Raw genomic sequence first — 25,759 nt, 5'->3', positions numbered from 1 at the left:
CGCTCGGACCAGTCGATGATCTCCGCTGCTGGCCGCCACGGTTCTGTTCCGGGTGTCTCCCCGTTCTCGCTGTGGGTCGGGTCGGGCCACTTCGGGCTGCCTTGTCGAGAACCGACGACGAACAGTCGCTTCCGACTCGTCGCATCACCGTAGTCAGCGGCGTTCAACACCTGCCAATCGACGTTATAGCCGAGCGAGTGGAGGGCATTGATCCACGCGTCGAAGGTTTCGCCCTTCTTCGATTTCATCGGTGTGCCGTCAGCCCCGACCGGCGACCNCGACGTTATAGCCGAGCGAGTGGAGGGCATTGATCCACGCGTCGAAGGTTTCGCCCTTCTTCGATTTCATCGGTGTGCCGTCAGCCCCGACCGGCGACCAATTTTCGAACTCCTGAACGTTCTCGATGATGAAATGGTCGACATAGAGCTTCTGCAGCCAATCGAGGACATGCCACGGTGACGCCCGTTTCTGTTCGCTAACTGGCCGCCCACCTCTGGCGTTGCTGTGGTGGGTACACTGGGGACCACCAACCAGGACATCAACGCGCTCGGTATCGAATACGGAGCGTGGGTCGAGTTCCTCGACTTTCGCGTGGTAGTGGTCGGCCCAGCTGTGGTTGCGCTCGTGGGTTTCGATAGCGCGCTCCCAGTGGTTGACTGCCGCGAGTTCCACGTCGCGATCGAGGTGTTCGCAGGCTTGTGCGAGCCCCCACGAGAGACCACCAGCGCCACAGAACAGATCGACTGCACGAACGGTATCGTCGCGACGGCGTCGGTCGGTCATTGATCGCCTGCCTCCGTGAATCGCTTTGCTCGTTCGACGTCGACGACCTCAGTCCAGTGGTCGGCTCGCATCTCGTGAGCGAGCATGTCCTTCACGACAGTGGGGACTTCCTGCGGCGTCGCTGCTCCCATCGGGTCGAACTGGTTGCTCTCGGCGAGGCGATGCGACCGGAGGATGCCGATGGCCTCGCCATTTTCGACCACGTACCGATACCGTATGTCCCGCTCTCCACTCGTACGGTCGCGCCCGCGATGCAGGATCTCGATTGAGTGGCTTTCGACCTCCGCTACGGGCGGGCGGTCCTCAGATTCGTGGGCTTTCTCGTCCGCCCAGACGTGATCCTCGGGGATTTCGTATTTCGTTTGTTGGCGCTCACCGTTGCTATTCATCGCCGTCTCCCTCGCTGACGATCTTCGTTGTGAATATCTGTCTTCCCACCCTTGCTCAGTTCGAGGAGTCGCTTTTGAACGTCTCCTGCAAGGAGCCTCCGGGTCTGTTCGACAAGTCCGTTGATCGGTCGCTTTCCCTGAACTCTGTGTTGATCGTATTCGCTCAGCGAGTAGGTCGTGTGCTCCAAGATTGAGAAGGGGTTGTCGTGACTGATTCGTTCGATGACTCTGAGATGGCCGAGAACCTTGTCGTAGTCGACCGTCTCCAGTGTCCCGGTTTCGTCTGCGAGGCGGGGATGGATCCGTTCGGCTAAGGCAGTGACTCGTTGGTGGTAGGTATCCTTCGAGAGGTTGGCAACGGTTTCGGCCGGGGGATCCTGTTTGACAAGCGAATTTTGTGACTTCTGAGACATTGTCTGATCTCCTCCACCCCTCGTCCGGAGTGAAAAATACGGTCGCTGTCGACTCAGTCGCTCGATTTTCGGAGTTCCGTTGCGCGCTGTTGGAGCAATCGAAGAATGTGGTCGCGTTGTTCGTTGCTGTTTTCGTAGGCGACGTACTGTTTGACCGTCTCTATCGAGCGCATACAGTGGATGCCGGCGCGAATTCGGCTCACGTCGTTCGTGTCCAGCAATTTCTCTGGTGGGAGAGCGTCAAGAATGCGCTCCCCGCTGGCCGCACCCTCGCTGTCCTCGTCAGTTCCGCCATCGGTTCCGATTCTCGCTTGTGCGCCCATTAGTGCCCCTCTGTAGCTGGAACAGAAGTATCCTCGCTGGCCGGTGGTGCTTGCGGGATGTCCGTCCAACTGTCGTGCTGTGCGATCGCCTCCGTGAGGACTGCAGCAACACGTTCTTCGAGCGGTCCTTGCTCCGGAGCGGTAACCAGCACGTTGAGTTCGAGGACATCTTCGAGCGATACGGCAGGCTGCTGGCGATAGAGTTCGTGAAGCACGGTCGTTTTCACGGACTCACCATCACCGTCAGTGCCGGCCAGTGCTGCGAGTACGTGATCACGAATACCAATCTGCGGACTGCTTGTGGTCTCGGTCCCAGCGTTACTGGCGGAAGTCGTGGATGGCATGTGTAAAGTTCCTCCACCTCTCTAAGGGGAATAAACAATCACCATAACAAATTTGAGTGACCCTAATCAAGACAACAATGGAGAATCTCAACGATGGCTGAACAAGGACAAGAACAGGTCCAAATCACGTGGACTGAGGAATATGGGTATGCCGCTATCGATTTCATTCAGAACGGGCTCTATCTTGCGGGTCTTCTTGGTATTGCACTCTACACATTCACTGGTAGCAGATGGCCATTTCTTTGGCAATTGGCGGAAAATGTCTTTGGTTGGCCGCTTCTTGAATTCCTTCCACCCGTTGTGAATCGGATGTTGCCACCGATGTTCGCACTCACACTGATCGTAGCCATTACCACGATGGCAATCAGCAGCTGGATAACCTGGTATAACAAATCGGCAGAAAAGCGCCACTTAATCGAAGAAGATAGTTGAAGTAGTCCAATTCAACACCCATCTGTCATCCGCCCATGAACTCCTCTGTCGATGGATGGTTGTATCTTGGAAGCGACCCACTCGGTGAGGTAGGGAACAGTGTCGTCCACACCCACTTCCCTTATATTAAACATATTTTGTTTGGGCTGAAGCTGAAACGCTCCTCTACTGACACCTGTCGTCAGTGGTCAAACTAGTCTCTTTGTACTCTCACCTAGCTGTGAGGCTGAGTGAGGCGATTTACCCGTCAGTAATCGACCGATGCATACACCGCGCCCATCCATGGAACGATTATTTCTGTTATCGAGCTATCGTTTGGCAGTCGGTTCTCTGACGGGGGTCACGATGTGGCCGCTGACGACGACTGACAGTCACTGCTCCGCGCTGGGTTTGGCTGAATGAGCATTTTTCCGTGGTCACTGTGATCGACAAATCTGATCTGACCTTTCGAGAGCTCTTCGAGCGCCTCGGCGGCGCGGTAGACCTGTCGCCATGCAAGCCCCTCGCCGGTCGCTGTCCGCAAGAGACTCTTCAGCCCGTCCTTCAGAACGCGGCCCTTCGGGGTCTTCTCAGCCCACTCTTCCCAATGGTCGAAGATCGCGACCGCACGCTCGATAGAGGGAGTCATCTCGACGGCGGTGTCCTCGGTCTCCATCTTCGAGACGCGCTCGATAGGAGTCATGCCTTCGCCCTGGTTCTCGTCAAGCTGCTGTTCGATGTCGACGACGTCGTCGATGATATGCCCACGGCTGGCCTCAGCGCGTTCGAGTTCGTCCCGTAGTTCGTTGCGTTCGGTCTCGGCTTCGTCGACGCGCTCTTCGAGTTGTTCTTGTGACGAGCGAAGCTCGTGGTTCTCGCGCGCGACCGCGTGGAGTTCCTCTCGGTGACGCTCGCGATCGGCTTCGAGCTCGGAAACGCGCGCTTCGAGCTCGATAACCCTCTCGAAAAGCTGCTCGTTAGGCTGTGCGGCTGCCGTTCCGCTAGATTCGTGCATACGTGTGGCTCTTTGTCCCGTGTGAACGCCGACGCCGGGAACGTCGCCCCCGAGAGATAGCTGTCGCTCGGCGAGAGGGCAAGCTATATTATCTCGGAGGCAGAAGAGGGAGCTGCTGTTGCGTTCTAAGTTGATAAAGCCACGGCGAGCGAGGCCGCTGTGAGGGGCACTGGAACAGGTGCGTAGACTGCGCAAGCTCAGCCGAATGTGAGCAAATAGATGGAAAACAGAGAGATACGTCGTTTCAGGCCCAAAGAGCGAAGAAAACTACGGCTCTGGCGACAGCCGTCGCTGGCCGCCGACGGCTGTCGCTGGTACCGTGTGATGAGATCAGCCGAACGAAGTCAGCGTCTCATTCCAGTGCGTCCGGACTTTCTGGATTGCACGCGCCACGCCACCCTTGATCGGGTGGCGTTGGCGCAGCCACTCCACAAGCACGTATCCAATCAACGCACAGAACAACTCAAACAACACTCCGTTAAGCGATTTCGAGTGAAAATCCTCAACGTTCAGATATTGTTTGAATTCACGAAACAGAATCTCGATCATTGTCCGGAGGGTGTAGATACTGATCACGTCAATGGGATCGTACGCTGACGACGCCAGCGTCGTCAGGTACTGAATCTCTTCTCCATCCGGCGTTTCCAAAACGATACGACGAAACTGTTCACCGGTCTCAGCCAGTTCGATTCGTTCATCACGAATCTGTCTCGTTCCGTCCTCGTTAGTGACCTCGACGTTCTGGACGCGCTCCAGAACGTCGAGACGGGCGTTTGACTGGAGTAATGTGACAAAGTCATCGTCGCTGTGCTTGATTTCACAAAACCGGCGATAGCGCGTGTATCCGCGGTCAAAGACCCAGATGACCGAGTCGAGGTCTGCGAAGACCTCGACGTCGTCTTTGAGGTGGTCGAACTGCGGACTTTCGTGGGTTTCACCTTCTGTGACGGTTGTCCCAAGCGGATGCTTGTGTTCACCGTCTACACGCGCGGCGCAATGCAGTTCGAGTCCACCGTCGTCTACGTCGATTTCATAGACGTGCTCGTCGTCTCCGACAAATTCGTCGGAGACGACAACTGAGCGGGTGAGTTCGAGATTCGTCGCGTCGACAGNGTCGTCTCCGACAAATTCGTCGGAGACGACAACTGAGCGGGTGAGTTCGAGATTCGTCGCGTCGACAGCAATTACCCCTCGTGTAAGCCATTCCAGACGTTTTCGCTGAACAGCACGCTGATGATACAGCTGTGGTGTATGGAGTAACGCGAAGAGGAGTCGAACGACCGCGCGGTAGTCGCGGTCGTTCGTGAGTTCGGAGAACCGTGACTCGGGCATTTTCTCAAGAGAGTCATCAACGGCGGTCTTATCGGCGAGTTCGGAGAGGGAACTGGATGGATCAAGTCCTTCCCGAATAGCGACTTTGAGGTGGTTGTCGAAGTCGTGTGTCTCGTTGTGGATGCCGATATCGAACTCCTCGGCAATGGACTCGCTGTCGCCTGCGGCGAGCAGCGAGTACAACTCATCAGCGACAGTTTCGACAGAATTGATGTTGTTGGCGTCCGTTGCATCTGGTGACGGCCTATCTGTTGACGTGGAAACTACAGACATCAGGCCGTCACTACCGGCTCACGCCGGTTTTAAATAGTCGAAACGCCACAGGGGAGCTGTTCAGACTTACCCCTTCTGCGCGCGGTTGTGTGCCTAGCTTTGCGTGTGCAATCATACCCCTGTCCCATATATAGCTTGCCCTACAACCCTCCCGGCAGACGGATACAACACCGAAATCGTTATTCTTGAACACGATATCGGATACAAAACCCCCCGACCGGAGGTTCTAATCCTGCTCATTCCCGAATCGGGCCAGTACCCGATGCATCGTAGAGTGAGCTGGCTTACAGCTGCGGATTACCCAATCTTGCAGTTCTTGGCGGATCTCGACGGCTACTGGATCAAGCCGTCGAGCATGTCACTCAATTTGCCGTATGGACGACAGGCCGTTGCAAGCCATTGCGCGACGCTTGCAGAGCATGGTCTCGTCGAACGACACGCGGATGTTGCTGCCTACCGAATCGTCGAGAAAGGCCGTGCATACCTTCGGAATGAACTCTCGGTCGAGGATCTACAAGAGACCTCGGCCGAGAACGAAGACAAGGACGAGGACGAGAACGAAGATAGGGACGAGACAGGCTGAATTCGTCGCAGGGATGTTGTTCCTTCATTGAAATTTGTTCGCGACGATTCTTAGGAGCCACTACGGACAAGCCCGTCGTGGTATTCGACGTGCGCACGCTCAGTATCGCTGCGGTAGGCAAGCGTCTGTCCGTCCTCGTAGTCAACGACAATCGCATCTTCGAGTGCTTCGCGTTCGCGAATGGTCTCGCCGCTGGCTGTGAAAACTGGGTCATCTGGTTCGCGTACAGAGGACTTGCCACTTTCAATCGGTGTTTCGGTTGGCCAGACCCCGCGCCTTTCCCAAAACTTTCGCATCTCGCGGAGGCTCTTTCTGACGGTTTCACGGATCGAGAGCTGATCGGCAGCCTGCCAGCCGTCACGACTCCAATATTCGCCGAGATACGCGACTCGTTGGGGGCCGTTCCAGTCGAGACCGACGATATCCGCGGGTGGGTCGCCGGTGATCGTTGGCTGGGTCAGCCGCTGTATCGCTTCGAACTGTTTGGGCGGGCTCGCGCCGAGCAGGTGGACCCGCCGCCCCCGCCAATCGCTCAGGGTACTGATGTCCGTCGCCTGGATATCCGAATATCCCATCGGGTAGCCCAGAACGAACTGTTCGTCGATAATCTCGAACGCCTCGGGACACTTCGGAACAATCACGAACTCGGTAGTGGGAAACTCGTTGACGAGCGATCGGGCAAGCTGTGTGTAGTCGCGAGCCTGCTCGGGCGTCGTGACATCGCCGAGAACACAAACCCACGGCTGCTCGGGGAGCTCTCGGATGCGTGCAACGTATCGGTTGGCATCGGGGTCATGAAAGTAGTTATCGACCATCAGGACGGGCGTTTCGACGTTTGCGAAGTCGTTGATCTGGAACGAGTAGTCCTCGCGGATGCCGGGGAGAAAGCCAAGGTCGTAGGCGTCGGTGGCGAACGGATGGCGGTGGAGAAACGCGATGTAGTCCGCTTGACGGGCGGCAGCAATGTCGTCACCGTTCCCAACTGCCCGCGAATCTGTTTGCTCTGATGTGGTGCCAGTTGCTGGTGCTGGTGGATGAGATCTGGACATGGGTGGAAACCCGAATCCGAATTCGGACACTCCCCACACCGAGTGAAAAACCGAGCTGTCCTCACTGCTCAGCTTTGCACGTTTATAAGAGGTTTTCTGAACGCAGAGTAGAAACCGCGAGGGTGTCTATTTCACTCCGTGAGTGCTCGTAGATAGGTGATCAACCAGCCGGTGATCATCAAATTTGACCCGATCTGGCCCGTACTCGCCTCCACAGCTGGCCCGTCAAGTCACAGATCATCGGATAGATACTGCTCTGTAGAGCCTGAGACGTCAGAATTCGGAGGTACTTATATACGTGCAAAGTCGAGCTCACTGGTCAGCGCCGCCTTGACCGTCAGTAAATGCAGCGAACTGGGCCTGCTGCGTATCCAGGTCCACGTCCACGTCGACCTGGACGTTCCGTTCTCCAGCCTCGTCCGCGCCATCTGCTGCTGTGGGCGGTGACGAACCGCCAGGGGCCTCATCCCCCGAGGTGGACAGGAATTGTGGAGGCTCACACTCTTGGATCGGCGCATCCATTAGCCCTTTCGAGGGCATGACTTTCCACGCGGCCATCGGATCGGCTTTGAGCGAATCACCGTGAATCGCAAACCCAGGAAGTCCTCGGATGGCGAAATTGATCGCGGTCATCTTGGCGCATCTGCTGTCGATATCCTGTCCGAAGAACAGGGCAGCGTATGGCGATTCAGCGATTTCTTCGAGCTGCTGTCCTGCACCGACAAGGAGACCACCACTTCCACAGGTGGGATCGTGGATTGTCAATGGGTCGTCTGGCGTTGTGTTCTCAATCTCCTCAGAGGAAGGAATTGACATCCCACCGAGCAATCGTGCAGCGGGCGGGGGCGTGAAGTGCTGTCCGTTTTCTTCGGACGGAGCGCCATACTCCTGGTACAAACATCCGAGCACGTCGGCATCGGTCTTTTCCATCGCTGCGAGCAAGTTTGCGAAGCCTTCCGAATATGCTCTGAAAGCAGTCTGTGTCGTCTCTTCACCGAAATCGCTCTCGTATCGATCGACCATCCCGCCGTGGCTGTCGTCGTCGCGTTGCAGGCTCGCGAAGACGATATCGATCCAGTCGCGGAATATGCGTGGCCATCCGTGGCCAGTCTGCTGGTGAACGTCGTTGAGCGAGTCGAGAACCGGTTTGGTGTAGTTGTCGTCGAGGTAGGGCATGAGTCGTTCCCGCCCCTCTGGAAGAGACAAACAAGATCCGGTGGCACTGCTCTCCGCGCTCTACCGCCCAATGCAAACTACAATCCAAAACTTCCTGCCGGTAAAAGTAATTTAGCTGCTTACCGGAACTCCGACTTGTGAGGGGCAGCGATCAGATTGGCATCTGCGGATTCGTTGCTTCCCTCTTGTGCCCCGTTCGTGTTATCGGTGGTCTCTTCACCTCCGCTCGACGACCCGCTCATCCCCGAAGTGCTGGCTGCTGATGCGGAAGCAGTCATCTCAGTATCATCTGCGCTCGTCGCTTCGTTTGGCGCTGAGTCTTCGTTTCCGCTGTCTGTCGAGTCATCGATTGGTGGTGCAGGTGGCGTTTCAGTGGCCGTTTCGGTTGGTTCGGGCGTTTCAGTGACTGTCTCGGTAGGTGTTTCTGTGGGAGTGGGTGTTTCCGTTGGTGTCTCGGTTGGCGGTGCAGGCGGTGTTTCGGTAGGCTCTGGCGTTTCGGTTGGTGTGTTGGTTTCGGGCGGTTCTGGTGTTTCAGTTGGTGTCTCTGTCGGCTCCGGTGTCTCTGTCGGTGGCTCAGGCGGCGTTTCAGTAGGTGTTTCAGTTTCTGTCGGCGTTTCAGTTGTCGTCGGTGTCTCTGTCGGTTCCGGGGTAACTGTTGGTGGTTCTGGTGGGGTGTCAGTAGGCTCAGGCGTTTCGGTTGGTGTGTTGGTTTCGGGCGGTTCTGGTGTTTCAGTTGGTGTCTCTGTCGGCTCCGGTGTCTCTGTCGACTCGGACGTTTCGGTGAGTGTTTCCGTTGGAGTGGACGTTTCAGTCGGTGTCTCGGTTGATTCAGGCGTTTCGGTTGGTGTGTCGGTTTCTGTGGCTGTCTCAGTTGGTTCGGATGTTTCAGTGGGTGTTGACGTGTCGGTTGATTCAGGAGTNTTCGGTTGGTGTGTCGGTTTCTGTGGCTGTCTCAGTTGGTTCGGATGTTTCAGTGGGTGTTGACGTGTCGGTTGATTCAGGAGTTGATGCCTCGGCCTCGGCCTCAGTTTCGGTTTCGGTCGGTGTTTGAGTCGAGGCGGTGGTTGTTGACTGTGGAGTCTCCGCCGCCGTTGCAGTAGTGGTCGCAGTGTCGGTCTCAGTTGGGGTTGAGGTTTCCGTTGATGTAGCTGTCTCTTCTTCAGACGCCTCAGTGGTTGTCGGTGACTCCGTGGCTGTCTCGGTGCTCGATTCGGTTTCTGTAGTGGTCGGAGTTACTGTCTCTGTCTCTGCTGTTTCAGTGGTGGTCTCGCTCTCTTCGGTTGTGGTCGGATCTGTCGTTGCCATCGAAGACGTATTGTTCGGTAGATCAATAGTCAGATTCTGGGATTCGTTTGGTCCGATTGTCTGAGTATCGGCGTCGACGAACACCTGGAGGTGCTCGGTTTCAGGACTCCAGACCGGTTCGGGTTTCGTGTAGCTCACCAGCGAGAGTTCGACCGGCCCGCACCCTTCAGCAACACTGACGGCCACCGTGGCAGTATTGTTTTCAGCATCAACGGAGATTGGCGTACTTTCGACACATCGTGCGAGCGTCTCGTTCGTGGTAAATTCGCCGTCAGACGACCGATAGAGCGGCGTTTCGTTGCTGCCGTGCGCGAACCGAATCAGTTGGTCGTTCGTATAGGTGCCGTTGGGACCGCGAAGGTTCTCGATCGGCTCACCCTTGACGAAGTCGATCTGATAGTGGGTTGCGTTCGGATCTCTATCGATCGTCTCGTCGCTGTCGGATGAGTTGTTGGCCGCTGTGGTTGACTGATTCGTCGTTGTCTGGTTCTCCGTGGTTCGGTTCGTGAGTTGGTCTTCGATTTGGGTCTCGACGGTCTCTGAGTTCGAGTCCCCTCGCGTCACGAGCGACACTGTTGCGACATCGTCGCTGACATTCTCGATACGAATGGATCTGACAGCCACCTTCCGATCATCGTACATTTCCGAAAGAGACTGTTTGAGCTGACTCTGATTCATCTCGCCGGAGATCGTGACCTCGGCGGTGATGATCCCGTTCGAGCGGTTGACGACCTCTACATTTTCAACGCTCATTTCGGCTGTTTCGGCTTGGACAGCGTTTGTGGCATCACTCGAGGAGGAGTCTCCGAGGAAAACTCCACCTCCGATAATTGATGTGACCAAAACAAACGCTATGCCAATCACGGCATAGTTTCGTTGCATCAGTTTAGCTCACTTTTACCTTTGACAAAAACCCAACGGTTGCTCTTACTCCTCGCGAGGAGGGCGTGGCGTGTGCTGAGCAGCGATGGTGGGACTAACGAATCGTCGCGCCCGCTGGGGGACCTCAACACCGTCATCGACTGGCAGCACGTACTGATCCTCGTTTGCGAGGCGTATCGTCGCCGCGAGCTCGTGCTTACACATCACTCGCGACGGCCGCTTCTGTTTGTACGGGCAAGCACAGACCAACCCATCTGACCACGGGATGAGCGAATACCGGCTCTGGCTGTTGTATTTCCCAGTGAGGATTGGTGCTGGAAGCGAGATACCGTACTCAGAGGGTGCTGTCTGATCGTCAAGATCCGTTTCGTGAACGACGTACTGTTCGTCGATGCCCCGTTTGTTTGCGAACTCGTCAGTTGGTGTTTCTGTGGGGATGATCACGGCTCCGATCCACTGATTCGCATCATCGAATGCCTCTCCGGCGGCGCTCGGATACAGACTCTCGACAGTACCGAGAATCTGGTCGAGGTTTCTTGGGATATGCTCAGTATACCATTCGAATCGTCGGTGTTGGATCTCACGCAGCTCGGCGAAGTACGGTGCGAGTTCGTCGCGCAGGAATGCAGGCGCATCTGCAAATTCCTCCCCATCTGGCAGCGTCGGGTAATAGCGCTGTTCAGCCTGGGAGATCTCGGTGAGCGTCCGATCGGCGTACCGGCGCGGACGCGGCTGGTGCGACCCGTGGAGTGGATGTGGCGTCAGAGGGCCACCGTCGATGAAATCGACGCGCAACCGGTGCTCGACTGGTTCGATCTCGGGCGGATCAGCTTCGACATCGTGAACGTAGTTGGGATGCGATACGGGGAGCGCACCGGACGGGAGATCAAGCGATGGCAGGCTTTCGTCTGTCGGTTGGATCTGTTGTGAAGACATGGATACGGATGAAGGCGAGCAGTTGTTGGTTGCTGTCTCGTTTCTCTGGACTGGAAAAACCGGGTAAGCGGGTTCTTCGATTGGAGGATGTTAATCAAGAATGTATACCCACTTTGAGCGTCGCCACCGATCACCATTGGCGACTTTTCTGCGTCCATCGCGATTGGTCCAGCCACTCCCGTCTGCCCAGACTGATTCTTCGAGTTCGAATCCAGCGGCCTCGTAGCAGGTGCCATCGTTGCCTCCGACACCCGCGTAGGCGACAAGCCGCTCGTAGCCGTGATCGCGAGCCCAGTCTCTGGCTCGGGCGATGAACCATGACGAGGTGTTTTGAGGCCGTACTGGGTGGCAGGCCAGCCGGGAGATCACGATCTCCGAGTTCGGATCAGCGTGTGGTGAAGCGGGTGTTGAAAGGATCAACACAGCGATTGTTTCGCCTTGGTAGGTGGCTTCGAATGCAGCCTTCCAGACGTGGACGCTGCCAAGCGTATGGTCCACGAGTCCATCTGGACCACCTTCTAGGAAATCGTTCATCCGGGCACGTGAGCCAGCTCCTGAGACTTGGCCGACAGTGAGCGCTGCACACGATGGCGGCGTGGGAACGGCTGATCGGTCGCGCACGTCTTCCCACCGCCGCCAGGTTGAGCCTGATCCATCGATTCCTCGTGGTGTCTGGCGTCGCCAAGTCCGATCTGATGATTCAAGCGTCGTGAGAACGCCTTTCGCGCTATATCGCTCACCGGCATCGAATTCGAGCCACACGTTCCCGTGCCCATCGACGTCGATTTCACGAAGTTTGAGACGGCGATATTCTGCCAACCGCTCTCCAGGCCGCGAAGCAACTTCGCGTCGTCGGTAGAGACAGTCTCGTTCGTGGATCGCGATATTGCGACGGGTTTCGGGATCGATTGCGTGAGCGGCATCGCGTCCGGGACCGTTCCGGTGGATATTGAGGTTCCAGGACGCCCACGGAGGTGTTTCGAAGACGAGTTCTGTTCCATCGTCGAAAGACAGTGTGTCGGACATGAAGATCGCCTCACCTCTCTCGGAAAGAAAAATCGTAGCCCGGCTACAGGGTCACAACCCACTGAACATCACAGCGAACTGATCGAGTCGGTTGGCGAGCTGGCTCGGGTCGTGGACGTACACGTGACGATCGTAGAACCGCTCGTTGCGACTGACTCTTTCGGGCACGCTCCCCGCGGGCTGATCGAGAACCAGCGTGACCCCACAGACGGGCGCGTACGACTGGGTGAGTTCGTCTTGATAGGCATCTGCACTGCCTGGCTTACCATCGGTGACGACAAGCACAAGCGGGCTGTTCCGCCGCTGTTCGAGCAGCTCTCGACTGAGCCCGAGTGCATCCGCGAGCGGTGTCTTGCCACCGTACCGTTCGGAGAGGAGGCTCTCACGAACGTGCGCACTCCCAACGCTGAACGGCTTGATTAGCCGGGCTTCTGTGTTGATGAAGTCGATCACGCCGACGTTGATACCGATCTCTTCGCACGCGAGTGCGAACCGCACGAGCGCGTCCTCGGCGGTTTTGATATGCTTCCGCATTGAGTTACTCCGATCGAGAATGATCACGAGGTCGTACTGCTTATCATCGCCGGGCTGGCGCACCTGGAACACGTCGACATCGCCACGGGCGAGAGCGGCCGTACGCCGTCGATCGAACGTGCCACTGGTGACGCCAGAGCGGTGTGCATCCCGGTGACTCTCTTTCAGTGCCTTTCGAAGGGACCCACCAACGAACTCCGCATCGGCAGCGGCGTCTCCCCACCGCTCCGCCGTCGTTTTTGAGCTTGACTCCTCCATGACTGGCATGATGTCGAGTTCCGACAGCGATCCTGGTGCGGCTCCACCCCCATCCTGTTCCTCAAGTGCATCGAGCGCGTCAGCGACATCCTCAAGATCGCGTTCAAGCCCTCTCTCGTCGGGTGTTGCACGCTCGGCTTCGTCGTGTGCTGCATCCCGGTCAGTTTCGAGCGCACCCTCACGATCGAGACCGCCGTCCCCGTCTGCGTGATCGGGGGTCGATGCCGGTGACTGCTCGTTTGCGTCGGGAGTGGTCTCGGTTGACGTATCCTCACGCTCGGTGTCGCCATCGGAAGCCGGCGTGTCGCTTTCTGAAGTAGTGACCCCATCCTCGTCCTCAATGCTGCTACTTTCGGCAGGTCCCTCGTCGCCGACGCTCTCACTGTTGTGCGCACTATCGGTGTTCGGTCCTTTATCAGTACTACCCTCGTCACTGCCGTCGGTAGTGTCGTTTCCAGAATCGCCTACGGTGTTGCTTTCATTCGACTCTGACTCCGATTCCGATTCTGATTCATTAGCGTCACCGGCATCCGTGGGAGAGCCGTCACGTTCCGCATCGGATTCGTTGGCAGGTGATTCGTCGCTGCCACCGCTATCCGAAGCGGATGCTCCACTCTCAGTCTGAGATTCCGATGTGGAGAAGCTCCCGAGCGAGGTCTGATTCGTGTCGTTGCTGGGTCCCCACGGGTTTCCGGAGGACTGAGACCGGGACTGGGACTCTGATGTTTCCCTTTCGGATTCACCCTCACTGTCCTGTTCGTCACTCTCACCAGCTACGTCGGTGGTCTCACTGTGGTTCGCGCCAGAACTATCGTTCTGGGAAGACTGTCCATCGTTGCTTCCGGGCATCTCCTCGCTGTTGCCTGCGTCAGTGCCGCTATCCGGCGTAGCGTCAGTATCACCTCCCTCGTCTGGGCTGGTGTCGGTGTCCGAATCCCTAACCCCATTGGCGTTTTCACGGCCATCGTCCTCGCTACCAGCATCGCCTGCTGTATCGGCGGCACTCTCGTTTTCACGATCTCCTCCTGTGGCCTGATGGTCGTCAGCCGACTCTCTTTCGACTTCACTGTCTCCGTTTGATCCAGCTTCGTCCTTGTCTCCCTCATCGTGTCCGGGCTGGCGAAGTGCGTCAGCATCTTCGTCGCCTCCAATGTCTGGATAGTCGAGTACATCCGCTCCTGGATGCGACTGGCGTTGATCGGTGTTGATCGCATCTGGATTCGGCTGATTTTCCGCTTGCGAACTACCCGACCCCTCGCTTTCATCCGACTCACCCATCCCATCTGACGTGCTACTCTCTTCACGGCTACTGCTGTCAGGATCGTCGCCCGAACTATTGCTTTCCGGAGTGCTTTCGCCGGTCTGACCAGCTTCGCTCTCCGCCGACGATCGGTCTGCGTCTGCACTCTCGTCGGTGGATTTCTCACCTTCACCGTCAGCTGATGACCCACTACTCCTGTCACTGCTACTGGCGTCGGTACTGGACTCGCCGGTGGCTCCATCAGGATCTGGCTGGCCAGACTCCTGTTGGTTCTGTTGGGACGGGTCAAGTAGCGGTTTGACGACGCTCTCCCACCAGTCGAGGATGTGTTCGATTCGCTCAACCGAGTTGGGCGTACTGAGAACCGTCGTGATGAGTTCCGAGATGCTGTCGGCGACCTGCTCGTATGCCTGCCGGTCGGCGTCACCAGCGAACACGATCCGATCGTCGTCGGGATCGCACAGCGCATCACGAACACCCGTGTCGTAGATGCCTTCATCGTACAGCGCTGTCTCGATTGCATCCCGAAAGGTGAACGCACAGGATTCTCCGGTCTGATACTCCTCAGCCTGAGTGCTGATGCTGCGTCTGACGAGCTCGATCCGGTCGGCGGCGATCTGGCTCTGATCGAGTCTGAGTTGGTTTTCGATGGCGGCGTCTTCACAGGCGTTCCACAGCCCATGAACGAACTCCTGATGGGCTTCGTCGACGCGCTCTTCGAGGAGTGCTGCGGCGTTCGCGATGGCCGTATAACGGATGTGGCCCAACTCGTGGAGTGCGGAGCCGAACTGTTGGGCGCGATCGGCCGTCAGCTGGTCGTCGATCGGGAGATTGTCGATGGTCGCTGGGCGAGTAGATATGAGAACGAGATAGTTAGCGTCGACCGACTCAACGAGTTGACGAGCCTCATCATCGGCGAAGTCGGCATTATCGGACTCGATCAGTGCCTCTTCACTGGTCGGCACAACGAAGGCGGTCGGCACGTCTGAGGAAAGCCGGACGGCGATATCCTCGCCCGTATGGGCACGAATGTATTCAGTAAGCCGGCGTTCACGGTCTGCGCACGAACGAACTGTCTCAGCCGGTGGTGCGAGAGCATCGCTTGCAGCGGTAGCGCTGTCTGATTGTGTGGCGACTGATGATGAAACTGTCATTGGCGGTCACGCCTCTCCCCGCAGAAAAACTATGGTCCTTTCAGCGGCGTACTAAACCTCACAAATATTAGTACCCCAAAGTTTGTGTTCTATACCCGACGATGGTGACAGCAATTAAGATCGGTGGAAGTGATGGTACCCGGTGGTCAAGGGTGGCGTGAGAGTGTTTCTCTGATTCTAGGACTATCGGTGCGAAAAGAAGCAGCAATCGGTAGCCGCGCGGCTACCGCGTCGGCGATCTCGGAGAGAAAACGGAGGGTTAGCCGTAGTCCGTCTTCGCTATCTCTTCGAGCATCACCTTCCCACGAACCGGTGGGTCAGTGTCGTCCTCGTCGAAGGTCTGGGCCGCCCACGACTGCACGAACAGGTTGATCGTCGCCCACGCGTTGTACAGGAGGATGGCGAGCATCCAGACGAATCGCCGGGTGCCGAGGTCACGCGACCTCGTCCGCGGGAGGAACTGATGCTTGATCTGTCGGAACGTCGTTTCGATTGACCAGCGCCGTCTGTATTGTTCGGCGAGGCTCCAGACAGTCGTCTCATCTCTGCGATCTTCCGGGGTTAGCTCTGGGTGGATACCGGCGCTGTCGATGTCCTTGTTCGTGATGAACGCGACGTACTCGACGTCATCGTCGGGCGCGAGATCGCTCCACGTGAGTTGTCCCTCGGCCTGATCGAAGTCGAAGTCATCAAATCCAGCCTGTTCGTGGTCATCGTGGCGTTTCTCGCCCTTCTTAACATCGGTCTGGCCGCGTTTTTCCACCGCGAAGAGGGTCGTCTTGTGGGTCATTCCTTTCCTCTTCGAGTTCATCTCGTAGTTCTCTTCCCAGTCAGCCGTTCCGGAGAACGTTTCGAACAACCGTTTTACGGGTTCACGGTGAGATTTCCGCATGATGTAGTCCTCGCCGATGTGGTGGATATAGCGACAGATATCCACGTTGGAGAATTCGGCATCGGCGAAGAAACACTCGACGTCCACGAGGTCAGTGGCGCGGTCGATGAGGTACTTCACAGCCTGGAAGAACTTGTCGCCTGGAACTGACGATACGTTCGCCAGTACGACGCTCCGCCCATCGATGATGGCGTTGGCGGAGAGGTCCTTCCAGCCGTAGTTGGTGTCGAAGTAGGATTCCCGATAGACACCGTCCGGGCGGTCGTCGCTCCCCCGAGGGTGTTTGTGCCAGCTCCGAATCGACCCGTCGATACAGACCGGCACCGGGCCGTCGATGACACCGTCTTCGGTGAGTTCAGTGACGAAACGCTCGATGCCTTCCTCGGCGGTGGAGTGCCAGTTGTCAGTCCCACCTGGGTCATCGAGGAGATCGATGCTCCAGTCGACGCCGTCGGCGGCGAGAGCGTCCCAACTGTCGTAGACGTCCGGGTTCGGAGCCGTATCGTTAACGGAGGCACGTGGTTTCACCCAGTGGACCTCGCCATCGACGACGACACGCTCACGTTCCTTGTTCCGGACGGCGCGGCGGTACGTCTCGGGATCGAACGGCTCGTCTTCGAGGGCGTCCATCTCGGCGACATAGGAGTCCACCGACTCGGGGTACATCTCTCGCCGCCGTGCAAGCCACCCGGCGTAGTCGGTGAGGTCTTCACTCGGAACGGAGACGTTGTCGGCGCGATCGAAGTCCACGACGTCCGTCAGAATCGGGCGGATGCGGTCGTAGGCGCGGTCCTTCGCCGCCTCACGGACACCTTCCTCGGTGAACTCGGGAAAGGATTGAGACCCGTCATCGACACCCATCGCCATGAGGACACCGTCCCTGCCCCAGCCGATCTTATCGCGGACGTGTTCGGCCATCCTGCGGAGGCGCTCGTGTGCGTGGGCGAACTGGTTTTTCCACGACAGCCGGATCGTCTCGCGACTGCGCGGGGAGTCGAGTCCGAGAGCATCGACCACGCCGTCGGTGTTACGGAGGTGCCGGGCGATCTGTGGCCACGAGTCAAGCTCTTCTACGACGTGCCAATAGACGTGGAGGCGGGCCATCGCGATGACGTCTTCCTCGCCACGGTGTTCGTATCTGTCTTCGGCGGGGTGAAACCGGACGCGACGATCAGCGATCTTCTCGGCGATGTAGACGTAATCGCGGTCTATCGGCTCTTCGACGGGTGATGTGAATCCCTCGGCAGCGATCTGCTCGGTGATGTGGTCTTCCCGTTGTGCCACTACTACGACGAGTTTGCAAGGGGAGGGTCATATCCTTTCCGCAAAATCTGGATGAGAGAATTGGTGCCTGCTCCCTCCGAACTGAAGTTGTACTTGCGGAGGCGCTGGTACTTCCACCGCGAGGTCAACGCCTCGGCGTCGTTGAGGTTCCAGTACCAGTCGATCTGGCTATCCTGCTCTGATCCATCGTACTTCTTACGGATTGCGTACATCTGTCGCTGTTCGTTCTAGTTGCCAATCGAAACCCGGAGTTAAGTGGCGATTTGTATGGTGTGCTCGGACACCCTAATCGTACTGTGATTCGATGTATAAAGACCGGGGGGTTTCGTATCGGTATAGAAAACTACTGTTTTCTACATTGATTCACACTGACCAAGGATATACAATGAATATCCGATGTGATTACAAAACTACGGTATAAGTGCTGTCGAGTCTATGTAGTACTGTGAGTTCGAAACCGACATTCTTCATGTCTCGAAGCGAGTTCCGCACTTGGCTCGAAACAAACTACGACGCAACCGATGAGCTATGGCTCGGATACTACAAAAAAGACGCAGAGCAAACCGGTATCAGCTATAACGAGTCCGTTGAAGAAGCGATCTGTTTCGGATGGATCGACGGCCTCGTTAACGGAATCGATGACGAGACATACAAGCGACGGTTCACTCCGCGAAAGCCGGATAGCAAGTGGTCAAAGATTAATAAAGAACGTGTCCAAGCAATGATTGAAAATCGAAAGATGACTCCCGCTGGAATGGAGCTCATCAAAGCAGCGAAAGAATCCGGCGAATGGGAAAATGCCTATCGGGTTGGAGAAGATCACGACATACCATCTGCGCTTAAAGACGCCTTACAGCAAAACGAAGCCGCGTGGACGAACTTCCAAGACTTTTCCAATACAAACCAGTACACCTACATTACGTCGGTTGAGGATGCAAAAACCTCCGAAACGAGAGACGCACGGATCGAGAAGATCGTCGGACTGGCAGCAGAAGATCTACTGCCGTACGACGAAGACGGGAAACGAAGAATTTGATCGAGTTTTCGGGCTACATCAAAGATTACTCCGGGAGAAGATAGCCCACTACCTACTCAGTCTCCGGGTCATCCAGCGTGGCGAAGAACTCACAGATGTCCTCGGCAACGAGTTCGGGTTCCTCCCATTCGAGGAAGTGGCCGCCACGCGAGACTTCGGTCCAGCGATCAACACGCTGGGTTCGTTCGACCCATTCGCGGGGTGTCTCGAACATATCGTGTGAGCTCATCAACATCGCCGTTGGAGTGTTCATCTCGCCCCATTCACCCGGATCCTGAGTCATCTCGTAGTACAACCGGATAGACGACCCGATCGTCTCGGTCGCCCAGTAGACCGTGAGGTTCGTCAGCAACTCATCTTTCGTGAACGAATCCTCAATATCGCCGTCGTTGTGACTCAGCGTGCGGAATTTTTCGATGATCCACGCGGCCAACCCAGACGGTGACTCGTTCAGGCCGTACGAGAGCGTCTGGGGCTTGGTCGAGTGTTCCATCGCATAGGCCATCTCCTGTTGGTTCCAGTTCTGGGCATTATCGAGGAACTCTTGTTCGGCCTCGGTCGGATCCTCGGGGATCTGTTCTTCGTCGATGAAGGGGTTTGTTCCGGATTGATGGGTGCCGATCAGCGAGTCGGGATACTTCACAGCGAGTTGCTGAATGATCCCAGAACCGAGGTCGCTTCCACGGACAGCGTAGCGCTCGTAGCCGATCTCTTCAATCAATAGTTTGTCGAAAAGGTCGGCAATCCGTGAGAGACTCATCCCCGGTTCGCTTGGGCGGTCGGAAAAGCCGTACCCCGGCAACGAGGGAACGATCACGTCGAACGACTCGGCCGGATCGCCACCGTGACTCTTGGGGTCGGTCAGCAACGGAATAATATCGAGCATCTGCACGAAGCTTCCTGGCCATCCGTGAAGGAGCACGAGTGGCGTCGAGTTGTCGCCCGCACCGCGTTCGTGGATGTAGTGAATGCCGGTGTCTCCGACCTCAGCGCGGTAGTGATCGAATTCGTTGATCGTCGCCTCCTGTTCGCGCCAATCGAAGTCGTCGCGCCAGTACTCGACTAGTTCTCTCATGTATTCGAGGTTCGCACCGTATTCCCAGCCTGCATCGGTGACTTGGTCCGGCCAGCGCGTCCGTGAGAGGCGGTCGCGGAGGTCATCGAGCGTTTCGTCCGAAATTTCGACGTCGTATGGTTCGCTACTCATTGGTGGTTGTCCGTGTTGTGCCGAGTGAGTGACTGTCGAGCCGAATCCCTGCCGCCAATCACGTTGTGTCGGCACGAATGAGCAGAGGTGCCACGATGACATCTACATAACTCTGAACGATGTTCATGGCGTGCTTTAAGTACAAAAGTAGGCTAAAGATAGATGGGACATGGAGCTATGACTACGCCGTACGACGACGTCGAGTATCTCGTTCGCTCGGAGAACCGAATCGCGGTGCTCGAAGCGCTTGCCGATGACCACCATAGCCGTTCGAAGCTTCAGTCACTGACTGATGCCTCACGAGTGACGGTCGGGCGGATTCTCGAAGAGATGGAACAGCGCGAGTGGGTGACTCACGAAGGATGGGAGTACGAGGCGACACCGCTCGGAAAATTGTTGGCTACTGATGTGCGTCAATTGATCGACACGGCCGCGACCGCACAGAACCTCCGAGATGTAGTCTCTCACGCTCTGTACGATGCCACTGATATCGACCTCAGATGGCTCGAATCCGCACAGATCGTTCGGCCCGGCGACAGGGGTGACATCATCGCAATGATCAATCGTGTTGGGACTCTCTACGAAGGGGCGACCAACCAGCTCCAGACCGTCGGCGGGTTTTTCGAGTACCGAACGCTCGATATCGTCCGGCGAAAAGTAGTCGATGAAGGTATTCCGTATACAAGCGTTTATACCCAAGAAGCGATCGAGTCAGCCCTCTCGCGCTCGGACGCACGATCACACATAGCGGAAATCCTCGGGACAGGCAACGAAATATACGTCTATGAGGACGAGATCCCGTTCATTCTCAGTATCATCGATGGAACGATCGTAATGGGTGCGACTGACGACCAGGGCGGTCCTGGGCCGATGATCGAAAGCGATGAAGAGACGGTGCTAAATTGGGCGAAAGCAACCCATGAGCGATACAAGCGCGAGGCAGTTCCGCTCGATCCGGACACGCTCGAATCGTGGTAGCCGAGTTTCACGTTACTATGGTTCTGAAGTCACGTATGGGAAAATCTGCTACCTGAACCAAGCCAACCAGGAAGCTTGATCCTTTCGCCCAGTTAACCGAGTAGCTTCTCCCGCCACAAAACCAACTGACGGCGAACCAATTTCTCCCTCACCACCGACAAGCGGAAGACATCCTATTGCGGTAGCTGTCGCTCATACCGCCACCAACCGCGCAATCAGCTGCTTAGGCTGTCACGCCGGGTGGATCGTACACTTCACCGCGATCTAGCATATGGTAGATCGATACCACTAGTTTCCGGGCGGTCGCCACCGCCGCCTTCTGCTTGTTCTTCCGCCGCTTGATGCGGTTATAGAACCGACTCAGATACTCGTCACCGACCGTATGAACGGCTGAATGAACCGCCTGGACCAGCACCCACCGCACCTTTCCCGAACCGTTCTTTGAGATACCCCCTACGAACCGCGAGTCGCCAGACTCGCGGATCACCGGGTTCAATCCCACGTACCGCACCACTTCCTTGGCTCGATCAAATCGGTCAATTTCGCCGATCTCCGCGTAAATCACCAACGCTGAGTAGTGGCTGATACCCGGAATCGTCATGAGGAGTTGCGTCTCTCTGCACCCTTCTGCTCGCTCCTCGATCCGCTCGTCTAGGTGTTCGATCTCCTCGGTCAGCGTATCGATCACTGAGAGATACGACGACAACAGCCCGTTCCATGGTGCAGGCAACGACAACTCCTCAAGAAACGCACGTCCTTTCACACCCAACGGCTTCACCCTCCGGGTGATGCCGTTGTCCAGCAGCAACGCGTGGATTTTGTTCGCGAAACTCGTCCGTTTCTCCAACAAGCTGATCCGGCCGCGCACGAGTGCGCGGCACTCCCTGATCTCGTCGGTTGGGACGTAGCTTTCCGGAACGGAACCCAACCAGAGCAGCCGAGACAGTTCCTTGGCGTCGACTCGGTCGGTTTTCTTGTCGGTCTGAGCGATTGCTTTCAACTTCGGCGGATGCCCGACAACCACGTCCAGATGCTCAGACAGCATATCATAGATGTAGAAGTAATTCGTCGTGGCTTCCAGCAAGGCTTCGCCACCAGCGTATTGGTGGGCAACCTCTTCGAGGTCCGTGTTCTTGACACGGACCTGCTCGATCACGTCTCCGTCGTCGTTACGGACGGCCACTTGGGCCTCCCGCTTGTGGATATCGATTCCTAAGAACATGTGTTCTCACTCCGGGGCACCAGTGCGTTGGATGAGACTCACGTATTCGGGCTTTCCCGGCTGTCGCCTGCGGCGGCAGCCGGGCTGGGACGCCCCATTCTCGGCTTCCTTCGCACACGGACCAGTCAGGCACGCGCGGTCGAAGCCGCCGGACTTCACTCGGTCTCTTGTGCCCCATGCTTTGCCTTGACCCGGCTAAGGTAGCAGATTTTCCCCATCGAGTCAGGCAGGTAGATTTTTCATGCACAGTGAGGATGGAAATTTTCCACGCCAGTTTGACTTTCGCAGGCGACTGGAGTGGACAGATCTCTTTAGCTGATTTCGGAGTTCACAAGATGCACCTATCTTTTTTAATCCTCCGTCGAAACGTTCGATCACATGTGTCACAAGCCGCTGGGATGGTTCAATCTCTACGAACTCGCTAAATTCTCATCCAATCAAACGCACCGAGCATCCGAGTGTCGATGACTGGAGTCTACGAACACGCTCTCGGAGCAGAGGCGGACGAACTCCACCAGAAAGTCCGCGAACGGTATAGCACCGACCCGGATGACGACGCCATCTGTGTTGGACGCGGGAAGATGGACATCAGCCGCGGAACACACGTTCTGCCGGCCCTGTATGCGATGGCCGGCCAGAACCTACTGTTCCCTGAAGCGGGCCACGACGTTCCCTTCAGCGTGCGGACCGCTGGATTCCGGGACGAGACCGGGCGCGAAGTGCTTGCGACCATCCGCGAGTTCAGGTTCGGGCGCAAGCGCCGACGGTTCGATTCGCTCACTGTCTGGGACGCGGCCAACGAGCGCCTGTTGGATTTCCTTGGGACAGACGGACTTCTCGTGTCGGAACTCCACCCCCACGTCGAAGCGGGCGCACTCGTCGTCAAGGCAGGCAAACAGTGGCTCCGACTCGGGGATCGATACGTCCCGATGAGTGGACCGCTTGCGGTGGATGTCGGAGTGCGTGACCGCTACGACGATGCCGACGAGCAGTATCACGTGACCGCAACCATCGAAAACACGCTCGCAGGCCACGTTCTCAGCTACCGCGGGGCGTTCACACAGGAAATGGAAAGGGACGAGACCGTCCCGGATAACATGCGACCGACGCGTGGGGTTGAGACGCTCCCACCCGGATGAGGGACATGAGTATCGACGAGTCGGCATCTATATCAGGGTACCTCTCGGCCGGCGGGATTGCCGTCACGGACGTGAGTTCGCTTGCCGGCGCGATCCTCTGGATGGGAGCCGTCTTCGTCGGCGAACTCGCAACCACCGTGGAGCAGGCACTCGCGCTCGCGGCGCTCGTGTTGGTCCCATTGGGGATGGGGATGGCAGCGACGCCCCCCTTCGGGGAAGTATCGCGCCGTCCCTACAGGGCAGCGGTCCTCGGCCAGCCCGTGGGAGCGTTCTTCTTCCTCGTTTCGCTCGTGCTTCCGTCGGACGGGCCGGGAGCAGCAGTGGCGGCCGTGCCCTGGGTGGTAGTAACCGGACTCTTGGGTCTCGCGGCACTCGCACGGACGCATGATCGTGGACCGTGGCCGCTGTCGGAGACTGTTATTGATGCAGGCTTCGCGTATTCCATCGTTGGGGCCGTGGCACTCGTACTCTATCAGCTCGATATTACCTTCTGGTTCGAGCCGATAATCATCCTGTTGACGGCGGTGCATTTCCACTTCGCGGGGTTTGTCCTTCCGGTGCTAACGGGTCTCGCTGGCCGTGTGCTGGGCGACCGAGCAGGGACGGAGTTTCGCGTGCTGGTCGGTGTGATCCTGTTCGGGCCGGCATTCATCGCCATCGGTATTTCCTTCTCCCCGGTTGTAGAAGTGCTCGCAGTCGGCGGGTTTACCGTTGCGATCGCGGTTCTCGGTGGCTACATTACGATCCGGATCGTGCCCGGACGCCCGCGATTGCAAGGGGTGCTCGTCGCGGTGTCATCGCTGGTACTCCCGGTTTCGATGCTGCTGGCGCTCGGTTACGGCATTGGGACGTTCACCGAAGCTAATCTACTAGGGTTGAGTATTTCGAGAATGATAACGCTCCACGGTGTGCTGAACGCCTACGGGTTCGCGCTCCTCGGGACGGTCGGGTGGCGGCTGGCGGTACCCAACGCGAATGGATAGTAGCTATTTCATCGCTAGAAACGAGGGCCTGTAGCATTCTCGTTCGCAGTTTGGAGCCGATAGATCTCCTAACCTGTTATTGCACCGCTGGACGTGGGTACCGAGGGAATGGCATATGATTGATCTTGGAGCAACTTGAGACCCGTCAAAGCATCCAAGTTTCCAATATCGATTGTCTATATTCGTTTGCAAACACCAAACTGTTATTCTATCAGAGGTCGAGTCAATATCATGAACCGGCGAGCGTATCTCACTCTCTGTGGAATGGCAGCAACAGTCAGTGGTTGTCTATCGAGTGGATCCGGCGACGAGGAGCCAACGGTTTCGTGTGAAATGTCAACATCTCCCTCTGAGGACAATTCGGATGGGCCATCTGGTAGTGCGTGGCCGACCTTCCAGTATGACATCCACAACACGGGGTACTCGCCGAATGCGAGTCCGCCCGAAGGATGTATCGAAGTGCAGTGGACGTACGACTTTGCCGAGAACGTTCGCCAAACCCCACAAAGGATTCAGCGAGACGAATACAGTTATAATATGCCAGCATCTGTAAGTGTCATCGACGGAACTGTCTATGTGTGTGGGAGCCAGGACTCCGGCGAATTATCGGTATTGCGTGCGATAGATGCACGTGCAGGAGAAGAGCAGTGGTGGCACACCGTTCGAAGAGGGAACGTCTCCCCGCCGACAATCATTGACAACACGATATATATCGCCAGTGGAAATGTCATGCAAGCTGTGGACTTACGTTCGCGTCAAGAACGCTGGCATTTTGAACCAGACACTCCTTCACCGCCAGCTGCACGAATCGCTGCTGCTCCACGATTCGATAGCGGAACGCTCTATTTTGGCAGCACTGATGGAATAGTATACGCATTGGACGCAGCGACCGGTGAGAAACGCTGGCAGTTCGCTGGCGTTGCTCGAAACCCGCACCGATCCGCTGATGATCCATACGCAAGTCGATTTCGTGGAGCGGTCGCTGTCGCCGATAATACTGTGTTCGCCGGAAGCGATGACCGTCACTTGTATGCGCTGGATGGGGCGACCGGTGAGAAACGCTGGCAGTTTAGTGGAGACGACCGTCTGGATAGAGCACCAACCGTCGGGACTGAAATCGTATATGCGAGTGGAAGCAACGCGAAATTGTATGCGCTTTCGTCCGTGGATGGAACTGTTCGGTGGACATTTGATCGTGGAACGGGTATAGAGGCATCGCCCGCACTTGCCAACGGTAGTGTATACGTACCGACAGGCGACTCATTGGAATCGCTTTCGCTATATGCACTCAATGCGGCGACCGGTCGCGTCGAGTGGAAAGCCCCTATCGGAATTCCGGAATCCGGACCGTGTATCGCCGGTGGGACCATCTACATCGGCGATCAGAGTGGTCTCCTCGCACTCGACACAGCGACCGGCGAGGACCAGTGGTACGTCGAGACGGGAAACGGCATATACTCGTCTGCGGCAATCATCGATGGAGCCGTCTATGTCACCGATAATGAAGGGGCTGTTTTCGGACTCTGGTAATGATCCCAACCGTGGGGATTTCGGGTACACGTGGTAGATGA

23 protein-coding genes are annotated in these 25,759 nt (G+C 56.9%); 8 read left to right on the top strand and 15 right to left on the bottom strand.

From position 1 onward, the window contains the following. The 6 genes from C450_RS23175 to C450_RS20670 all read right to left on the bottom strand — a co-directional run. Positions 1-248 (bottom strand): DNA cytosine methyltransferase (locus C450_RS23175; protein ID WP_005041238.1); only part of this gene is annotated, 248 nt, incomplete at its 3' end. 10 nt (positions 249-258) lie between these two features. Continuing rightward, positions 259-783, bottom strand: a complete 525-nt coding sequence (locus tag C450_RS22865) for a DNA cytosine methyltransferase (protein ID WP_005041236.1) — start codon at positions 781-783, stop codon at positions 259-261. After that, positions 780-1,172, bottom strand: coding sequence for a hypothetical protein (locus C450_RS05760; protein WP_005041234.1), 393 nt, complete (start codon positions 1,170-1,172; stop codon positions 780-782). Before C450_RS05760 ends, C450_RS22865 begins: the two co-directional genes overlap by 4 nt. Continuing rightward, entirely contained in the window at positions 1,169-1,585 is a 417-nt protein-coding gene (locus C450_RS05755; RefSeq protein WP_005041232.1) for a hypothetical protein, read from the bottom strand. Before C450_RS05755 ends, C450_RS05760 begins: the two co-directional genes overlap by 4 nt. 53 nt (positions 1,586-1,638) lie before the next feature. Further along, the gene (locus tag C450_RS05750; protein ID WP_005041229.1) at positions 1,639-1,908 is read right to left on the bottom strand and encodes a hypothetical protein; all 270 of its coding nucleotides are present in this window, start codon (positions 1,906-1,908) and stop codon (positions 1,639-1,641) included. Continuing rightward, a complete protein-coding gene (locus C450_RS20670) occupies positions 1,908-2,252 on the bottom strand; it encodes a hypothetical protein (RefSeq protein ID WP_080510272.1) in 345 nt (114 codons plus the stop codon). The genes C450_RS05750 and C450_RS20670 overlap by 1 nt, the downstream gene beginning before the upstream one ends. Positions 2,253-2,345: 93 nt before the next feature. Here C450_RS20670 and C450_RS05740 point away from each other — a divergent pair, with 93 nt between their 5' ends. Next, positions 2,346-2,684, top strand: a complete 339-nt coding sequence (locus C450_RS05740; protein ID WP_005041224.1) for a hypothetical protein — start codon at positions 2,346-2,348, stop codon at positions 2,682-2,684. 340 nt (positions 2,685-3,024) lie between these two features. Here the strand turns inward: C450_RS05740 and C450_RS22335 are convergent, their stop codons facing one another. After that, positions 3,025-3,678, bottom strand: coding sequence for a hypothetical protein (locus tag C450_RS22335; protein WP_005041221.1), 654 nt, complete (start codon positions 3,676-3,678; stop codon positions 3,025-3,027). 330 nt (positions 3,679-4,008) lie between these two features. Beyond that, a complete protein-coding gene (locus tag C450_RS05730; protein WP_049909885.1) occupies positions 4,009-5,283 on the bottom strand; it encodes an IS4 family transposase in 1,275 nt (424 codons plus the stop codon). A gap of 307 nt (positions 5,284-5,590) precedes the next feature. Between C450_RS05730 and C450_RS05725 the strand changes: the two genes are divergently transcribed. Beyond that, positions 5,591-5,866 carry a phage repressor protein gene (locus C450_RS05725; RefSeq protein WP_241430265.1) on the top strand — a complete coding sequence of 92 codons (276 nt, stop codon included), beginning with the start codon at positions 5,591-5,593 and terminating at the stop codon, positions 5,864-5,866. A 50-nt stretch (positions 5,867-5,916) separates the two neighbouring features. On the opposite strand, the gene C450_RS05720 is transcribed toward C450_RS05725, so the two are convergent. Together C450_RS05720 and C450_RS05715 are read right to left on the bottom strand one after the other, a co-directional pair. Beyond that, positions 5,917-6,915, bottom strand: coding sequence for a DUF6610 family protein (locus tag C450_RS05720; RefSeq protein WP_005041216.1), 999 nt, complete (start codon positions 6,913-6,915; stop codon positions 5,917-5,919). Positions 6,916-7,227: 312 nt separating this feature from the next. Beyond that, positions 7,228-8,091 carry an N-6 DNA methylase gene (locus C450_RS05715; protein WP_005041214.1) on the bottom strand — a complete coding sequence of 288 codons (864 nt, stop codon included), beginning with the start codon at positions 8,089-8,091 and terminating at the stop codon, positions 7,228-7,230. A 2,556-nt stretch (positions 8,092-10,647) separates the two neighbouring features. Between C450_RS05715 and C450_RS21480 the strand changes: the two genes are divergently transcribed. Beyond that, entirely contained in the window at positions 10,648-11,208 is a 561-nt protein-coding gene (locus tag C450_RS21480) for a hypothetical protein (RefSeq protein ID WP_152424425.1), read from the top strand. A 96-nt stretch (positions 11,209-11,304) separates the two neighbouring features. On the opposite strand, the gene C450_RS21475 is transcribed toward C450_RS21480, so the two are convergent. From C450_RS21475 to C450_RS05690, 3 genes are all read right to left on the bottom strand, one after another. After that, on the bottom strand, positions 11,305-12,240 hold the full coding sequence (locus C450_RS21475; protein WP_152424424.1) for a hypothetical protein: 936 nt from the start codon (positions 12,238-12,240) through the stop codon (positions 11,305-11,307). A 51-nt stretch (positions 12,241-12,291) separates the two neighbouring features. Further along, the gene (locus C450_RS05695) at positions 12,292-15,258 is read right to left on the bottom strand and encodes a VWA domain-containing protein (protein ID WP_241430264.1); all 2,967 of its coding nucleotides are present in this window, start codon (positions 15,256-15,258) and stop codon (positions 12,292-12,294) included. A gap of 448 nt (positions 15,259-15,706) precedes the next feature. Further along, positions 15,707-17,623 carry a transposase gene (locus C450_RS05690; RefSeq protein WP_005041201.1) on the bottom strand — a complete coding sequence of 639 codons (1,917 nt, stop codon included), beginning with the start codon at positions 17,621-17,623 and terminating at the stop codon, positions 15,707-15,709. Between the two features lie 445 nt (positions 17,624-18,068). On the opposite strand from C450_RS05690, the gene C450_RS05680 reads away from it, so the two are divergent. Further along, complete coding sequence (locus C450_RS05680) at positions 18,069-18,659, top strand: YdeI/OmpD-associated family protein (protein ID WP_049909882.1); 591 nt, start codon at positions 18,069-18,071, stop codon at positions 18,657-18,659. 52 nt (positions 18,660-18,711) lie between these two features. Here the strand turns inward: C450_RS05680 and C450_RS05675 are convergent, their stop codons facing one another. Beyond that, positions 18,712-19,866 carry an epoxide hydrolase family protein gene (locus C450_RS05675; RefSeq protein ID WP_005041194.1) on the bottom strand — a complete coding sequence of 385 codons (1,155 nt, stop codon included), beginning with the start codon at positions 19,864-19,866 and terminating at the stop codon, positions 18,712-18,714. A 177-nt stretch (positions 19,867-20,043) separates the two neighbouring features. Here C450_RS05675 and C450_RS05670 point away from each other — a divergent pair, with 177 nt between their 5' ends. Beyond that, a complete protein-coding gene (locus C450_RS05670) occupies positions 20,044-20,844 on the top strand; it encodes a helix-turn-helix transcriptional regulator (RefSeq protein WP_005041191.1) in 801 nt (266 codons plus the stop codon). A 223-nt stretch (positions 20,845-21,067) separates the two neighbouring features. Here C450_RS05670 and C450_RS05665 read toward each other — a convergent pair whose 3' ends face one another. Beyond that, complete coding sequence (locus C450_RS05665) at positions 21,068-22,066, bottom strand: IS110 family transposase (RefSeq protein ID WP_005041188.1); 999 nt, start codon at positions 22,064-22,066, stop codon at positions 21,068-21,070. A gap of 464 nt (positions 22,067-22,530) precedes the next feature. Here C450_RS05665 and C450_RS05660 point away from each other — a divergent pair, with 464 nt between their 5' ends. The 3 genes from C450_RS05660 (at position 22,531) to C450_RS20665 (ending at position 25,718) form a co-directional block, all read left to right on the top strand. Continuing rightward, positions 22,531-23,205: a DUF4166 domain-containing protein gene (locus tag C450_RS05660; RefSeq protein WP_005041186.1), complete on the top strand. Its 675-nt coding sequence runs from the start codon at positions 22,531-22,533 to the stop codon at positions 23,203-23,205. Positions 23,206-23,210: 5 nt separating this feature from the next. Further along, entirely contained in the window at positions 23,211-24,188 is a 978-nt protein-coding gene (locus tag C450_RS05655) for a YndJ family protein (RefSeq protein ID WP_241430263.1), read from the top strand. A gap of 537 nt (positions 24,189-24,725) precedes the next feature. Further along, positions 24,726-25,718, top strand: coding sequence for an outer membrane protein assembly factor BamB family protein (locus C450_RS20665; RefSeq protein ID WP_161606942.1), 993 nt, complete (start codon positions 24,726-24,728; stop codon positions 25,716-25,718). Positions 25,719-25,759 lie beyond the last annotated feature (41 nt).

It is taken from the genome of Halococcus salifodinae DSM 8989 (assembly GCF_000336935.1).
GTDB classification, from domain to species: Archaea; Halobacteriota; Halobacteria; order Halobacteriales; family Halococcaceae; genus Halococcus; species Halococcus salifodinae.
The sequence above is the reverse complement of the archived record's forward strand: the minus strand, read 5'-3'. Positions and strand labels throughout refer to the sequence as shown.

What these genes read in the sequence shown, in the direction of transcription:
- C450_RS05760 (WP_005041234.1), bottom strand. Translation starts at nt 1,172, where the DNA reads ATGAATAGCAACGGTGAGCGCCAACAAACGAAATACGAAATCCCCGAG.
- C450_RS05755 (WP_005041232.1), bottom strand. Translation starts at nt 1,585, where the DNA reads ATGTCTCAGAAGTCACAAAATTCGCTTGTCAAACAGGATCCCCCGGCC.
- C450_RS05750 (WP_005041229.1), bottom strand. Translation starts at nt 1,908, where the DNA reads ATGGGCGCACAAGCGAGAATCGGAACCGATGGCGGAACTGACGAGGAC.
- C450_RS20670 (WP_080510272.1), bottom strand. Translation starts at nt 2,252, where the DNA reads ATGCCATCCACGACTTCCGCCAGTAACGCTGGGACCGAGACCACAAGC.
- C450_RS05740 (WP_005041224.1), top strand. Translation starts at nt 2,346, where the DNA reads ATGGCTGAACAAGGACAAGAACAGGTCCAAATCACGTGGACTGAGGAA.
- C450_RS22335 (WP_005041221.1), bottom strand. Translation starts at nt 3,678, where the DNA reads ATGCACGAATCTAGCGGAACGGCAGCCGCACAGCCTAACGAGCAGCTT.
- C450_RS05720 (WP_005041216.1), bottom strand. Translation starts at nt 6,915, where the DNA reads ATGTCCAGATCTCATCCACCAGCACCAGCAACTGGCACCACATCAGAG.
- C450_RS05715 (WP_005041214.1), bottom strand. Translation starts at nt 8,091, where the DNA reads ATGCCCTACCTCGACGACAACTACACCAAACCGGTTCTCGACTCGCTC.
- C450_RS21475 (WP_152424424.1), bottom strand. Translation starts at nt 12,240, where the DNA reads ATGTCCGACACACTGTCTTTCGACGATGGAACAGAACTCGTCTTCGAA.
- C450_RS05675 (WP_005041194.1), bottom strand. Translation starts at nt 19,866, where the DNA reads ATGAGTAGCGAACCATACGACGTCGAAATTTCGGACGAAACGCTCGAT.
- C450_RS05670 (WP_005041191.1), top strand. Translation starts at nt 20,044, where the DNA reads ATGACTACGCCGTACGACGACGTCGAGTATCTCGTTCGCTCGGAGAAC.
- C450_RS05665 (WP_005041188.1), bottom strand. Translation starts at nt 22,066, where the DNA reads ATGTTCTTAGGAATCGATATCCACAAGCGGGAGGCCCAAGTGGCCGTC.
- C450_RS05660 (WP_005041186.1), top strand. Translation starts at nt 22,531, where the DNA reads ATGACTGGAGTCTACGAACACGCTCTCGGAGCAGAGGCGGACGAACTC.
- C450_RS05655 (WP_241430263.1), top strand. Translation starts at nt 23,211, where the DNA reads ATGAGTATCGACGAGTCGGCATCTATATCAGGGTACCTCTCGGCCGGC.
- C450_RS20665 (WP_161606942.1), top strand. Translation starts at nt 24,726, where the DNA reads ATGCCAGCATCTGTAAGTGTCATCGACGGAACTGTCTATGTGTGTGGG.